General features: G+C 52.4%; 22 protein-coding genes. 1 reads left to right on the forward strand and 21 read right to left on the reverse strand.

Features of this window, described 5'->3' with window-relative positions:
• Positions 1-7 precede the first annotated feature (7 nt).
• The 18 genes from PsWM33_RS00005 to PsWM33_RS00095 form a co-directional block, all read right to left on the reverse strand.
• Positions 8-229, reverse strand: a complete 222-nt coding sequence (locus PsWM33_RS00005) for a DUF1804 family protein (protein WP_063298770.1) — start codon at positions 227-229, stop codon at positions 8-10.
• Positions 230-436, reverse strand: coding sequence for a hypothetical protein (locus PsWM33_RS00010; RefSeq protein WP_063298771.1), 207 nt, complete (start codon positions 434-436; stop codon positions 230-232).
• Positions 436-855 carry a 3TM-type holin gene (locus PsWM33_RS00015; protein ID WP_063298772.1) on the reverse strand — a complete coding sequence of 140 codons (420 nt, stop codon included), beginning with the start codon at positions 853-855 and terminating at the stop codon, positions 436-438. Before PsWM33_RS00015 ends, PsWM33_RS00010 begins: the two co-directional genes overlap by 1 nt.
• A complete protein-coding gene (locus PsWM33_RS00020; RefSeq protein ID WP_063298773.1) occupies positions 852-2,084 on the reverse strand; it encodes an N-acetylmuramidase domain-containing protein in 1,233 nt (410 codons plus the stop codon). The genes PsWM33_RS00015 and PsWM33_RS00020 overlap by 4 nt, the downstream gene beginning before the upstream one ends.
• 86 nt (positions 2,085-2,170) lie before the next feature.
• Positions 2,171-2,584 carry a hypothetical protein gene (locus PsWM33_RS00025; RefSeq protein ID WP_063298774.1) on the reverse strand — a complete coding sequence of 138 codons (414 nt, stop codon included), beginning with the start codon at positions 2,582-2,584 and terminating at the stop codon, positions 2,171-2,173.
• Positions 2,577-2,801: a hypothetical protein gene (locus PsWM33_RS00030; RefSeq protein ID WP_063298775.1), complete on the reverse strand. Its 225-nt coding sequence runs from the start codon at positions 2,799-2,801 to the stop codon at positions 2,577-2,579. The genes PsWM33_RS00025 and PsWM33_RS00030 overlap by 8 nt, the downstream gene beginning before the upstream one ends.
• Positions 2,794-3,204 carry a hypothetical protein gene (locus PsWM33_RS27035; protein WP_153039874.1) on the reverse strand — a complete coding sequence of 137 codons (411 nt, stop codon included), beginning with the start codon at positions 3,202-3,204 and terminating at the stop codon, positions 2,794-2,796. The genes PsWM33_RS00030 and PsWM33_RS27035 overlap by 8 nt, the downstream gene beginning before the upstream one ends.
• A complete protein-coding gene (locus tag PsWM33_RS00040; RefSeq protein ID WP_063298777.1) occupies positions 3,201-3,605 on the reverse strand; it encodes a regulatory protein GemA in 405 nt (134 codons plus the stop codon). The genes PsWM33_RS27035 and PsWM33_RS00040 overlap by 4 nt, the downstream gene beginning before the upstream one ends.
• Positions 3,605-4,489, reverse strand: coding sequence for a hypothetical protein (locus PsWM33_RS00045; protein WP_063298778.1), 885 nt, complete (start codon positions 4,487-4,489; stop codon positions 3,605-3,607). The genes PsWM33_RS00040 and PsWM33_RS00045 overlap by 1 nt, the downstream gene beginning before the upstream one ends.
• Entirely contained in the window at positions 4,489-4,698 is a 210-nt protein-coding gene (locus PsWM33_RS00050; protein WP_153039875.1) for a hypothetical protein, read from the reverse strand. The genes PsWM33_RS00045 and PsWM33_RS00050 overlap by 1 nt, the downstream gene beginning before the upstream one ends.
• Positions 4,699-4,707: 9 nt before the next feature.
• Entirely contained in the window at positions 4,708-5,337 is a 630-nt protein-coding gene (locus tag PsWM33_RS00055; protein ID WP_063298780.1) for a DUF3164 family protein, read from the reverse strand.
• On the reverse strand, positions 5,327-5,587 hold the full coding sequence (locus PsWM33_RS00060; RefSeq protein WP_063298781.1) for a hypothetical protein: 261 nt from the start codon (positions 5,585-5,587) through the stop codon (positions 5,327-5,329). Before PsWM33_RS00060 ends, PsWM33_RS00055 begins: the two co-directional genes overlap by 11 nt.
• Positions 5,581-5,928 carry a hypothetical protein gene (locus tag PsWM33_RS00065; RefSeq protein WP_063298782.1) on the reverse strand — a complete coding sequence of 116 codons (348 nt, stop codon included), beginning with the start codon at positions 5,926-5,928 and terminating at the stop codon, positions 5,581-5,583. The genes PsWM33_RS00060 and PsWM33_RS00065 overlap by 7 nt, the downstream gene beginning before the upstream one ends.
• A complete protein-coding gene (locus PsWM33_RS00070) occupies positions 5,919-6,512 on the reverse strand; it encodes a hypothetical protein (RefSeq protein WP_063298783.1) in 594 nt (197 codons plus the stop codon). Before PsWM33_RS00070 ends, PsWM33_RS00065 begins: the two co-directional genes overlap by 10 nt.
• Positions 6,509-7,279, reverse strand: a complete 771-nt coding sequence (locus PsWM33_RS00075; RefSeq protein WP_063298784.1) for an AAA family ATPase — start codon at positions 7,277-7,279, stop codon at positions 6,509-6,511. Before PsWM33_RS00075 ends, PsWM33_RS00070 begins: the two co-directional genes overlap by 4 nt.
• 32 nt (positions 7,280-7,311) lie before the next feature.
• Entirely contained in the window at positions 7,312-9,567 is a 2,256-nt protein-coding gene (locus tag PsWM33_RS00080) for a Mu transposase C-terminal domain-containing protein (protein ID WP_193778345.1), read from the reverse strand.
• Positions 9,564-10,019, reverse strand: coding sequence for a hypothetical protein (locus tag PsWM33_RS00085; protein ID WP_063298786.1), 456 nt, complete (start codon positions 10,017-10,019; stop codon positions 9,564-9,566). The genes PsWM33_RS00080 and PsWM33_RS00085 overlap by 4 nt, the downstream gene beginning before the upstream one ends.
• A gap of 187 nt (positions 10,020-10,206) precedes the next feature.
• Positions 10,207-10,530: a helix-turn-helix domain-containing protein gene (locus PsWM33_RS00095; RefSeq protein WP_082826815.1), complete on the reverse strand. Its 324-nt coding sequence runs from the start codon at positions 10,528-10,530 to the stop codon at positions 10,207-10,209.
• Positions 10,531-10,785: 255 nt separating this feature from the next.
• On the opposite strand from PsWM33_RS00095, the gene PsWM33_RS00100 reads away from it, so the two are divergent.
• Positions 10,786-11,439: an XRE family transcriptional regulator gene (locus tag PsWM33_RS00100; RefSeq protein ID WP_063298788.1), complete on the forward strand. Its 654-nt coding sequence runs from the start codon at positions 10,786-10,788 to the stop codon at positions 11,437-11,439.
• Positions 11,440-11,617: 178 nt separating this feature from the next.
• Here the strand turns inward: PsWM33_RS00100 and PsWM33_RS00105 are convergent, their stop codons facing one another.
• The 3 genes from PsWM33_RS00105 to PsWM33_RS26605 form a co-directional block, all read right to left on the reverse strand.
• Positions 11,618-12,676, reverse strand: a complete 1,059-nt coding sequence (locus PsWM33_RS00105; protein ID WP_206598961.1) for a tyrosine-type recombinase/integrase — start codon at positions 12,674-12,676, stop codon at positions 11,618-11,620.
• A gap of 1 nt (position 12,677) precedes the next feature.
• Complete coding sequence (locus PsWM33_RS00110) at positions 12,678-12,917, reverse strand: hypothetical protein (RefSeq protein WP_208609212.1); 240 nt, start codon at positions 12,915-12,917, stop codon at positions 12,678-12,680.
• A gap of 79 nt (positions 12,918-12,996) precedes the next feature.
• The gene (locus tag PsWM33_RS26605; protein WP_208994315.1) at positions 12,997-13,167 is read right to left on the reverse strand and encodes a hypothetical protein; all 171 of its coding nucleotides are present in this window, start codon (positions 13,165-13,167) and stop codon (positions 12,997-12,999) included.
• Positions 13,168-13,194 lie beyond the last annotated feature (27 nt).

Raw genomic sequence — 13,194 nt, forward strand, 5'->3', positions numbered from 1 at the left:
CTAACTTTCAAACCGGACCACTCAAGTGGGGCTGATCACCTGCAAGAGCGTTGGCAGAGCGGGCTGCATCCCAGTTGTCACCACCCGTTGCCGCATCCTTCTTCCAGCGCCGTAGGGTGCTTTCAGACACGCCAATGGAAAATGCTACGGTCGGGATTGCTTGCCGGTCAAGAACAAACAGCCGCCGCGCCAGTCGCTTTTGATCTGCCTTGGACGGTTTCTTACTCATTCAGGCCCCGACTTTCTGCTTGATAAAGGCAACGCCAACAGAAACCACCGATGCGACCACAGTGCTGTTCACCATGGCTTTACGTTCAACGGCGCGTAACCGCTCATCCTGTTTTTCCTGACGGACTTCCAGCCCATCGACCTTCTTATCGATGCCCTGAAGGAGACCTTTGATTTCTCCCAGTTCCTTTGCAATCTGCTCAGACATTACCGGACCCTCCGGGTAGATGCGCCGCGAATGGCTTTTTCAAAAGGACGGGTGAGGAAGTACGCGCCGACGATCCAGCCAGCCCACGTACCAAGAGGATCTGGCAGCTTGGCTACATCCCACTCAAAGTGAAACAGACTGTCCGCTACAATCGCGCCGGAGTGAATGACAATCGGCCAGGCAAATGCAGGGCGGATCATGGCTGTCACCCACCAGCCTTGCTCAGCCAGTACAATATCGCGGGCGGCACGGCGGCTTTCTAACTCAGCGCGGATCTCTTCACTGGTAACGGTTGCACCAATACGGAGCGCCTCGTTATCGCTTTTTGCTCGTGCCTCAAAGTGGCCGAGTACTCGGTCAACGATACCGCCGCCAAGCTTGTCCAACACCCAGACGGCTCCCTTAAACAATAAGCTCATCCTGCGTGCCTCCAGCTCTGTGCATCTTCAAGACGGCGCTGCTTGATGTTTCGTGCCAGATACCAGATCCCCAGCCCAACTCCGGCAACCAAAAGCCATTTGTTATCGGAGGCAAGCTCCATCAGCGGGGCAAGCTGGTGACGAAGCTGGCTGAGCTGTTCAGCTCCCGTGCCAAGCTGATCCAACAATCCTTGAGAGGTCTCTCCAAGTGCACCCGCTCCGACACTGGTTCCGACCAGAACCTTTGCAACACGCGTCAGGTCATCTGCTTTTTTAACGGTTTGTGAGCCCGCCGCCCGCAGGTCACGAACGGTCAGATCTGCGCGGGCCTCATCGTGCCGCTGTGTCAGAGGCACGGCCTGCTCAAGAGCAGTTTCAGTGTTGCCTCCAACTTTCCCGTCTGGCTTTAGGCCGTGCTCCACCTGAAACGCCACCACAGCCCGCCGTGTGGCTGGACCAAAATCACCATCTGGGCGCAGAGGAAACCCAACTGTTGCCAGACGCTCCTGCAAGGCTTTGACCCGGTAGCCGGAAGAGCCAAGGCTTAAGATAGTCTCAGAGGAGGAGACCTGCGAAGCGCCAGAGGAGCCGGTCGCAAAGTTGTAAGTCGTACCAGCAATGCGGGCGTAGGCTTCAGCAAGCAAAGCAGCATAATAGTCCACCTGACCTTTGCCGTTATAAATTCGGGCAATGGCCCGCCAGTCTTTGGCTTGTAATTCTTCGCGCAGACCAGATGTTTCCAAAAAAGAGACAAAGGCCTTGATCTGGTTTTCGCCGTTTGCAGCAAGAGCCAGAACAAAATCCTGCACGCTGTCATAGCCGCACATGGAAAAGTTGAAACCCATGATCTGAGCAAGGCCGTAAGAGCAAGCTTTCAAAGCTGCCGTCTCATCAAGCTTTGCCATCTTTCTCAAGCGGTCCCAGCGGCGATTTGAGCCAGAGCCTCCAAGCCCTTTGTAATTCTTTTTCTTCCAACGCTTGGCGGCAAGGCCGAGAGTGACGGCCTTAAGTCGCTTGGACTTAGGTAGTTCGTGGTAAAATACGTGCTTTTCTGGAAGTAGGATCAGGCGGCCCTGATCATCAAAAGGGGCCCCCTTGCTTTCCACTTCCAAAACAGCCTGCAAGACGGCCATCTCGCAGCCAAGTCGAGCTGCTTCCTGCTTGAGCAGCGGTTCTGCGGAGGTTTGAGTGCCGCGTGCACGGCGCAATTTTTCTACTATAAAAGACATGAGGCCCGCCTCAGCTAACAATCACTGGGGCGAGCCTCATATATTTTGGGATCTCGTGCGACGGAAGCAGTTCCGCAAGGGGCAAATCACGGCGGTTGCTCTTTGAGTAAATCCTCCAGGTCGATCTGACGTGGGTCAACCGGTTTGCGCCTGGGCAGTTTCTTGCCCGAGACCAGGGTACGGGCATAGCGTTCAGAAACGCCAAGTTCCAAACCAATTGCGAGTGTTGTCATGCCATCTTTGCGCATTTTTAACGCTGCTTCTCTGGTCTCCCCCCGGCCCACATGGGTTGGGATATAGATTTTGTTGCCCGGTAATTCCGCAATCAGTAAATCGGCAAAGACACGATCAATGAGCGCTAAAGGATTGTTCTGGCTCCACTTGAGTGGGATTTTCACTTCCACCCCCGGCAGCTTACTTAAAAGCTCCTCAACCATCTCCTTACCGCAGATATCATAGATATCACGCATATCCTCGGTCAGGTGCTTTGCTTCAACCATGACGCCCTCCTGACCGGTTCGAGGGCATGATCGTGACCACTTTGCCGTCAGCAAACACATATCGGATTGCATCACAGCGAAGCCCGGCAGCCCCGGCCAGCAAAGCGGTTTCGGTTTCGCGAAAAATCAGCTCGCGCACGGTACCCACATCAATCTCTAAAACCCGCTCCATGTAGCGCAGCACCGCATGGTCAGTAACTGGGTGAAACTCAACCATGAGCGCCTCTCATGGTTGTAAATACCCTGTTGCGCTGATTGAATACGCGCGCCTCATTTGATTGTTTTAAAAGGTATTTACTATGAGATTTGTATTGACCCTCTTCGCCCTGCTGTTTGCTTCCGGAGTGCAAGCCGAAGCCAAACTGGAATCGTGGCAGGAAGACGCCATCGAAAAAGTTCTTGAATATAACCGGATTGATCACGCTCAATGGAATAGCGAACACATCTTTCAATTGTTCTCTTCCGCAGCATGGATTGATTGGTACCTTGTGATTGACCAGGTCATTTGCAAACAGTTTCTTCGCGATATCAAAAAACCGCACGAGCACAGCTTTGTAGTGATAGTATTTGAAACTGGAACAGAGAAAGCGCTTGAAGTTGGCCGCTGCAAATAGCTTCATCTCGATAACCTCCCTTCGATCTTTTTCAGGGCTTCAATCAAAGGGGTGGCCTGGTCGTAGGTCAGCCACTCCGGATCATCCACATCACTGCGTTTTTTGACAAAGCTCCGCAGAGCCTCCTTGTAAGGCGCCTCCCAATAGCCTAGGTCGTCCAGACTTTTTGCCAATGCGTATAGCTTACGCACATAGCCCTTGCTGGATGCAGGGCGGAACGCGCCACCCTGCTTTTTGGGTTCCCAGCCAAGGCGCTTAAACTCGGTAACAACGCACAAGCGCTGTGCTTCATTCAGATCCTTAGCGCTGCTTTTTCCGGCTATCCGCTTCAAGACAGCCCGATAGCTGTCCTCATCCAGCGCCAGATCCTTCTTCGCTATATGAATTTGAGCAAGATACCGACTCATCAGGCTGCCTCCTTGTCCGTGCCCACATAGTCCATACGCTTCATTTCCGAAGCCCAAAAAAGCAGACAGTCATGATGCCACTTATCCTGGCCTGTGAACTCATACCGAAGGCCCTCATAATCGCGGTCTAACGCATCAAGAAGCTCCAACGTTTCGCGTTTGTCTTGGCACCGGCTTTCGATTTCATCCCGCAGATGACGCCTTTCCGATGCTTTAGTCACATCGCAAACGAACAGCTCATGACCATGGATATAGCAGGACGCCCGCGCCCATCTCTTCCAATGGTCTGGGATGCGGAAACGGTCAAGTGGACTCAGATTGTTAATGTAATCGCACGTTTCGCTTTCCGTAATCGTCCAGGCTGAAGCCGTATCATAAGGGTCATCTTCACGGACCAAACGGGCAGCTTCCTCAGCCCGTATCCTTGCCTCTTCTTCTCCTAGTCCCTCCGAAAGAGCTGTTTCATATTTGTTTTCAAACTCTTCCTTGGCGTCTTTCGCAAGGTACTGCAGTTCTTTCCGGATACCGCCTGAGCGTTTGTCTGTCCCCCAGCCTTTTTCACCCAGGATCTCGTCAAGTACCGGCTCATTGAGGTCCTGAATGATGCTCTTTGTCGTTAGTTCCGGCGAATAAGAGCGGCGCCTGCTTGCCTTCTCACAAAGATAGCTCAGGGCGATGTCGTCAATCCAATGAACCGCCTCCTCAAAAGTCGACATTGCATGATAGTGAGTGACCGTCATATCGCCCAGATCACCGGCCAAAGTTAAGACACCCGGCGTCCAGGTCACATTGAACCAATAGCAACTGCTACCGTTTGCATTGCGCAGCTCGAAAGAGCGTACAGGCGCTTCCTTTACAACATGGTCTTTGAATTGTTCCCTCATCATCTTCCTCCCACCCCGTTTGCTGGATGCCCGATGGGGCACCCGTTTTTCATATCAGTGATTGTGGTGTAAAGTGGAGTTGGGCCGTCTTCGTGATTGACATTAACGAGCCCCGCAACCCGGTGGCCGCGTTTGCTCCAATACTCCTTGATGATCTTCAAGCGCTCATGCTCACGGCGCAGATCGTATCCCATTTGTTGACTGCTCATGGGGGCCTCCTAGACGGCTGCAAGATCAAGAGAAATTGGGGTGCGCTGCCCAGTTGCAGGGTTGCGCTCATAAAGGCGAAGGTAGGTTTTTGAGCCAGTCACCCGCACCGCATCAGAGATTGCGTCCATGGCCTTTAGCCATTCATTGTCCTCAATGGAATGACGGCGCAAGCCGAGGATACGCCCTGTTGAGATTTGCCCCTCTTTATCGACCTGGAAAGCATCATCTACTAGCACCTGAAGGTTGGCATTCGCTCCCTCACTCCACTTATGAATACAGCTGTCAATCAGTGCCTTGGCGGCTTCCAGCTCTGGTCCAAAGCTGATGCTTTCAGAGATTGCAATTTGTAGCTCCAGCTTGCCGTCAAAACTGCGCAAGGTCATATTGCCTTTCTTGCCGCCTTTTTGAGCGCCATACTTTTCGGCAATCAGTTCGCGAAACGCTTGAACCTCTCCCATGCTGTGGGTTTTAAATGTTCCCAGCAAGCTGTGCAGCTCACGGGCTTTGGCTACTACGTTTTTAACAAGCGCATCTTCTTCCTGATGCTCGGGCTTGATCGCGCAAACCGGGATCATGCCTCCCTTCGGATCTTCCCAGTACTGGGCAGGGTCAAGACGTGCGGTTGTTTCATGTGTCATGGTCAATTCCTTTGTGAATACATTTTGTGCCCCGGCTCAGGGTTGGGAACACAGCAATTTTGGGGTCGTTGAAATGAGAGGCTTCCAGGGGTGTCACCTTGCTTTTTGCAAGCCGTTCCAACTGCTCAGCCAATTCCGTTCCCTTGAGCAATGTCTGGGCGAAAAGCTCATGAGCTTCCGGCTCCATAACCTCATTGCAGCGTGAGGCCAGAAACAGAACGCGAAGCTCTTTCAGGAGACCGCTTAGCATGCTGTTTCCTGACCTGTTCGGGAGGCGTTCAGGGAACAGCGCTGACAGGCTGCCCAATGGCGCAGGGCTGCCGGGTCACTGGTTGGTATGGCCCGATCACAGTTGCTCTGACAGTTTTCCCGGCTAATGTCCGACCCAAGGTATGGGCACAGCACGCGGTCACAAAACCGCTCAATGGCACGGCTTTCAAAGCGGTCTACTCGTCCACCATTGGCCTCAAGTTTTCCAGCCAGATAAAGACTGACTGCCGTACGTGATACGCCCAAAGCATCTGCAACAGCTTGTCTGCTTCCAAGTGTTGCCACCTGTTCTTCAAGGAGGCCGCGTACATCTATTTGCATGATACGACCTCCCCGGAATTGCCCAGGTTATGGTCAAACAGCGTCTTTGATTGCGGACGCCACACCGGTGCAACTGGGCCAGTATCTTTGAGAAGACGCCACCGCTTAAATCCGTTGGAGGTGAGCTTTGTTCCAGCCGCACGGCGCGGCATTTCGAGTAGGTAGCCAAGCCTGCCCAGAGCATTGATATAGCGGTGCAGGTTGTTATCCGCCGTTTTCTCTGTGCCTTCTTGGGCTGCCATTAGTAAATCGGGAACAGTAAAAGCCTCTCCCATACGCATGATGTTCCAAGCCCGCTGACGCAAGGTGCTGCGTTGTGGCGCTCTGCTCTTGCCTCTGTCAGGCATGATCGGGCCACTGGTCAAAGTCACATTGCCTTTCACCGCGCATGTTCCTGCTTCTGTGAGCTGGTAGCACCCGGCTTCCACACGCTCAGCCAAGCCGCGAAAGATCAGCTTAGTTGCTCCTTTCGAGATCTGCCTGCGAGACAGGTCCAACTGCGCGTCCAGCTCATCCATGGTCCGGCAAGCGCCATCTCCAAGGCTGTAAAGCAAGGTTGTCGGGATTTCGCCAGGAAGCGTCATGCCAGCACCTCCGGCACCGTGATTGGACGGTTGGAGGAGCGGTCATTGATGATGGTCACCCCGGCCATGTCTGCCATAGTCAGCCCGCCTTCACCGGGAGGGTTAAGCAATCCATGACGCTCAATATTGGCAATGGCCTCTAAAATTTCGCGATTATACCCGCCAGAAACCTTGCGGATAAATTTAAGCAAGTCATCAGCCACCGGCACTTCACAGCGCCCGTCGATCAAAGCCCTTACATCGTCTTCAGAGCATTTCTCGAAACGAACTTTTTGGGAAACACGGGAGGCAACCTGCGGAAAGCGTGTTAGGTTATCGTTGACCTTGCCCATGCCCACCAAAATGACTGGCAGCTCAATCATGTCGGAGATGTCGCGAATGGTCTCCAAAATTGCTGATTTGCTGGAGACGTGGTCTGCCTCATCAATCACCAGCCCAAACGCCTTGCTTTCAATCCCAGCAGAAGCTTGCCGTCCGGCCAGCTCCTCAAGAGCCTTGCGGTACTTTTTCTGGAATGCATGAGGTGGGTGTACCCGCAAGGCCTCCAGAAGCTCATTCATAAACCAGCTTGGCGTCCACTCTTTCTTGGCCCGCAGGTAAATCGAGCCAGTCTTGCCCACCCAGTTTCTTAAGGTGGTTGTTTTGCCAAGTCCCGGCAGTCCGTCCACGACCACAAGGCAAGCCTCTTGTGCGCCCCGTTCATTCAGGGCAGTCAGCGCGTTAAAAAAGCGCTGCACGTTGGAGGTCTTTACAAAGTCATTCCGCATCTGTTAGTTCCTTAAGTGCGTTTATAGGGGCGTCAGGCAGCGGCACGGAGGAGAGTTCGAAGGCTCTCCGCGTCGATACCAAGCGCTTCAAAGAGGTCCAGATAAGTCCTGTTGGTCACACAGTCCGACAGGATTTTTTTGTCCAGATCGGTCATTTTTTCAGGATTATCCAGGACCCAAACAGCAAGCTCTTCCTTGGACTTAAATACTGGCCTGCCGGATTTGGTTGTGGGTTGAGATTTCGGTTCTTGAACTTCAATTGGTTCCGCCATGTGAACCACGTTGGTTTCGGGCTGAGCCGACTTCATCACGACTGAAACAAGATCGTCGTCGCGCTCTTCAAAGCCGGGGGCCGAAGCAAACACTTCCATAGGCTGCTCGCCAGAATGCTCCACGAGATAGCCCGGACGCTGCTCTTGCTCGACACGGCGCAGCTTGTCTTCCAGCCGTTTGGCTGCTGTCTTTGCTTTTTTCTCGCGGGCGCTTTCGATAACCGGTTTGGGGAAGTAAGCTTGGCTGTTGCCTTCAAACTTGGCAGTGCAGATCAACGCACCTGGGGTTTCAATGCCGTCCACATAATCAAGCTCGCGCACCCATACTTGGCTTGCATCCAACATGTCATAACAAACCATGACTTCCTGGCGGTCATAACGTTCAAGCTCCAGCGCGAAGTAGCGGTTCTTTTCAATTGTTACGAGGCCGCGTGAAACCTTGCGGCGAACTGCCGGTCGAGACAGGTCGTCACTGTCTTCCTTGGCAAGAGTGACGGCCTTGAAACCGTGAGATTCAAATTGAGCCCAATATTCATTGGGAGACATATGGCGAGTGTTGCCGGTGATGCTTCCACGCACCTGTGGTAGAGCTGAATGAGGTCGATCATTGTAGTATTGCAAAGCTCCATCAAAAATTTTGAGGAACTCGTTCCAGCTGATGAGTAACTCGGATGCGCCGGTTTCTTTAAGATCATTCTTGATTTTCTTGTGTAGCTTCAGCGCGGCTTCCCGGTCCAGATCACGACCAGCATAGCTTGGCAGCGTTTTGGCAAGGCGGGTGTAAACTGATCCGTTAAACCGTTCAATAATACCGCGAGCCTGCGAGTTGTAGGCTATGCTGTGTTCTTTGTGTGTGCCAAGGCGGCTCAGCATGCCTACTGCAGCTTCATCCAGCAGCAGGTTTTTGTAGCCCTTACCGTTATCTACGTAGAAAATCGCAGCAACACCGCTTGCCATGCTGGCATTGCGCAGGGCTTCAGAAACATCGTAGGCCTTCTCATTCAGTCCGATGGAATAACCAACGCATTTGCGGGTCACTACGTCCAAAATGCTGGTGATCTCAGGGCGGATCGGATTGCCGGAAAATGGGTGTGCGACAAAAGCGTCAAAGGTCTTGCCGTCAGCCGTATAGATGTCGGTTGGTTCCAACCCTTCAGTTGACCGGCTCACATAGACTTTGCGGGCCTTAAGCGCCAGCAGACCTTCGCGGCCTTTATAGGCAGCAATCGGGTCGGCCTTCTTCAGCTTGGTCAGATAACGTTTGACCTGGTCGTAACTTGGGGCCTGTGCAGGATCAGGAAGGCTGGCGCGGTACTGATCAAGCGCCAGCGCGACGGTTGGCTTGCGCGGATCGGCATAGAGTTTGAGGAATCCCGGTGCCCAGGCATAGCGCTCAGCGTTAAGCGCATCCTGCTTGCGCTTGCCCGGAATGAGACCAGCAAAGCCGCTGTCCTTAAATGCCTTGCGCCAGTTGTAAATGGCACGGCGGGAGATCCCCGTTCCCTTGTCCTTGGCCGTGCGCACCAACTGAAGTAACTGCTCCTCATCCGGCGTTAGAACCTCTTGGTTCAGGAGCACTTTCACTTTAGCCGTGAGCCCACATACGGCTTTGTCATAAGCCATGCCGCGCATGACCAGCTGCTCCACCATCTGCAAGATCTGTTTACGAGCTTCCGCAGCGCGACGTTGTGCGCCGTCAGCATCCGCCAAAGTCACAGGCGCTTTAACCCGCACAACAGGCACGTCTGCGTTAAGACGCTCAATGTTGAACCGAGCTTCTAACGCTTTACGAGCTGGCTCTGGTAGTAAGTCAATGTGGTACTCCCAGCCACCGCCTCGACCTTTGCGTTTTCGAGCGAGGGAAGAGGATTGCCAATCGTGCCTGTCGATGAAGCGGATCACAGATTTGCGGTCACTCTGGGGGATCTCCGGAAGTTTTAAATCCGCTAGCTCACGAGCCGTAAACCATTCACGCTTCGTACCGTTATCCGATAGGGCTGGAACTGTTCCGCTCATTTCAAGCCCTTCCATTCTTTGTCTACTTTCTGGATCATTTTCTTGATGCGCGTCTGCGCTTCTTCCATCAGTTGCCGTTCAATGAGAGGGCGATACTTCCGGTCCACCACAATCATGTCAGTGCGAGCCAGAAGCTCGTTAAGCAGTTCTTTTGATCTCAAAACGGAAACGAGGCCGATCAGGCGATACCCGGCAATATTGCTGGCTTCCCTTGCTTCACTTGCCCATGCATCCAGACTGTCCCTGCTGATGGGCTCTCCAAGATGTTCAGACAGGGCTGCTGCGATTTCCTCGCGGCTACGACCATCTTCTTTCATGGCCTCAGACAAGGCCCGGCAGACTTTGCCAGAAGGAGTCGCCGAGCGAACCCGCATTGGTTCAAAACGGGCCTCTACCTGTGGAGGCTGCCAGCTCAGTAAATCGTCAGTATGTTGGCAGCGGCGGGCTCTCATAGTGGGTATCCCACTCTGTAAGACGCGACTGCTACGCACAGCACCCAAGCCCAAAACACAAACGCAGTGGTGAACATCCCAAGGGCAATCGCACTGGCAAAGTCTTTGAGGAGATTGTCTTGTCCCGCGTGATAATCAAAGCGCCGATAAAACCGCGGGGCAACACATCGTGTTGCGCGAGCCGTTCTCATGCCGCCACCTCTGCCTCGGTAAGTGGAGTGTCAGCGAGAGGTCGGTTTTTCTGACTAGCGCTTGGGCCGTGTTTGTCGCTATTGTAGATGACATGGGCAGAGCGCTTGCGCCGGTTAGGCCAAAGCTCTTCCAAAGGAATATTGAGATATTTGGAGATAAGCTCCGCGCCACGTCCGGTTCCGGTATCCAGAGCCTTGGTCAACGTGGTACGGTGCATGCCTTCTCTGGCAGCGATTTCGGTGAGCGTCCACTCTTTGCGGTGTAACTCAGCCTTGATTGAATGCTTGTCCCACTTCATTTGGGGTGTGCGTCTAGCCATTGTATCTCCTTAAAAGCGGACTGTTGCAGCAGCCGCTTTTTTATTCACCGTGCGACTCACCTTGGTGATTTGCACTTGTTGGTAACGAATGAAGATAGAATAGCTAAATAAAGCTCGATTTAAAGCTATATATAACCTGCCACTGTTTGATATGGTTATTTTTAACCTGATTATTGGCTTTATATAGCGCTTACAATGGCTTAATAAGGCGCGTATTCTGTTTATAAAAGGGTGGCCGTTAGGCCATTGTTGCAAATGACTAACAATGGCACCTTCTCTGAGCGCTTAAAAAAGCTTATGGGCGATGACAGTCGAGCAGAGTTTGCAGAAAAATGTGAGATATCGGTTGGAGCGCTCAGAAATTATCTGAATGACGGGATGCCGAGTGCAGACAAAGCCTTGAGAATTGCAAGGTTATTTAACGTGAGTATTGAATGGCTCATTGAAGGCGTCCAAAATGTCGAGCCAAATAAAGCACAGGCGGTTGATTTTATTACCATCCCACGTGTTGATGTCCACCTAGCCGCTGGTAACGGTGCTTTGAACGGCGATAGCATCGAGAGAGTGGAAGATATTCCGTTCACTAAAGAATTTTTAGGCGGGAAACTTGGCAGAAGCAGTTCAGACGGCTTGATTATCCTCACTGCGGACGGTGACAGTATGGATCCGCTCATCGCCGACGGTGATCTAGTGATGGTCGACAAAAAGCGCAACACACTGTCTGATGGCGTCTATGCCTTTGTCTACGGTGGTTTGGCGCGTGTTAAGTACCTCCGCCCAACAATTCAGGGCGATGTTGAGCTGATCAGCCAAAATCCTATTCACAAAGACGAGCTGCTAAAACGCTCTGATCTTGAAGATTTTCATATCATCGGCAAAGTAGTGTGGTGCGGTCACCGCTTCAGCTAAACTGCCCTTGAAGCCAGCCAATTCAAACGTACCACTTTCTTTTGCTCATTTTTGACCGTTATATGCACACCTAAGCGCCCATTTTGAATATATTTTGCGCAACACTGTGCAAAATGCTTTTCCCTATCCAAAACGATATAATTGAGAAGTTTCAACGGGTTCATTCAATTTTACCCGCCTATACCTCTGTGCAGAATAACAGTCCCCCCCACACAAATCGGACTGCAATATCCGACATGCTTTTGCGTAAATCAGCGCCTTTTGCATAAAGCCGTGCCATCGCTTCTGTCTCATGTCCAAGCGCTGCAGCAAGGTCTCTGTCGTTCAGCCCAACCTCCCGCAAAATGGTCGCCACCGTATGTCGCAGACCATAAAGAGTAAGGCCTGGCTCAATCAGGTTCTTGTCTTCTAATTGGATGCGCAGCTTTCTCCACGATGCTCTGAACCCCGAGACAGTCCATGGTTGCCCTCTGGAGTTTGCACAAAGCGTTAGGGCTTCGTGCTCTGGCGCATCATCAAGAGCTGCTTTCAAAGGTGTAATGACAGGCCAAAAGACCGGGGCCCCCGTTTTGGCTCGCCGTGTTGAGATGAAACCATTTTGGTATTGCTGCTTGGAAAGCGTAAGCGCGTCTTGTGGGCCAAGCCCTGTATACATCATTAAGGTAAGGGCAGGGACCATGTGAGCCGGGGCGTGTTTTAAAACGATCCTGCGCTCGTCATCTGTCCAGGGCCTATTGGCGATTGGAGCGTTCTTAGGTTTGCGGATGGATTTAACCCCAAGGGCAGTGTTTTCTTTGACGAACCCACGCTCCTTGCCCCAAGAAAACAAAACAGAAAGCACCTGCTTAACATAGTTGGCAAAACGCCGCTTACGCTGTTCGTCTGCTTTATCTCTGAGTTTGACAATGAAGGGCGAGGTAAAGCGGGTGAGGGGTGTGTTGTGGATTGGTGCCAGATAATCAAAGACCTTCTGGTAGTCCGACTTGGTGCGATCAGCTAGTTCAAGAAAGGCAGAGCTGGCGCGATACTTGTCAATCAGATTGCCAAGCGTGCCCGGCCTGCTGGTATCAGCCACGGACATCAAGCTTGTCAGTCGCTCGCATTCCGCCAGAAAAGCAGCACTGCCAATTGGCGCTTTTTCCAGATTGATTGGTTCACCAGTCTTGCGATGATAACACCGCAGCTTGCCATGCTGGTCATTGAAGATCTTGAAGCCTTTGACTCGGATTATCGTCATTTCAAGCCCCCAGCTGATTGAGGAGATCATCATCCGATGGACGGCTATCTTCCTTTAAGCCTTCAATCCAGCGATCCAGATCCTTGACGTCCCAGACCTTACGCCCTCCGGGAAGAAGAACAGCGGGAACCGGACAGTTGGCCAGGAAGCTGGTTGCACTTAGACCGCAATAGGAAGCCGCATCAGCTCTCTTCAGCATGCGATACGGCTGGATACTCAAGTTCAACTGTGCTCTCGCCATATCGATCCCCTCTCGATCTTCAGGCTATAGATGTTTTGATGCCGATAGCATGGGCCTGTGATTTAATGAGCCAAAGCGATTATTCGCTCTCCTCACGCACCTTTGTGCAAGACACCAGCACTTTCAAAAACAAAGCACCACAATCGACAATATGATAGGCAGGCTGACGTTTTGAACTTCGCATAATTTGAGTGATCGCCTCCAGAAGCTCTTCCAGTCCGAGATGCATCTCTATCTTGTGAATCGGCATGCAAAATTGACCCGGTTAGGTGGGTTA

The sequence above is a fragment of the Pseudovibrio sp. WM33 genome (assembly GCF_001623165.1).
Taxonomy (GTDB): Bacteria; Pseudomonadota; Alphaproteobacteria; order Rhizobiales; family Stappiaceae; genus Pseudovibrio.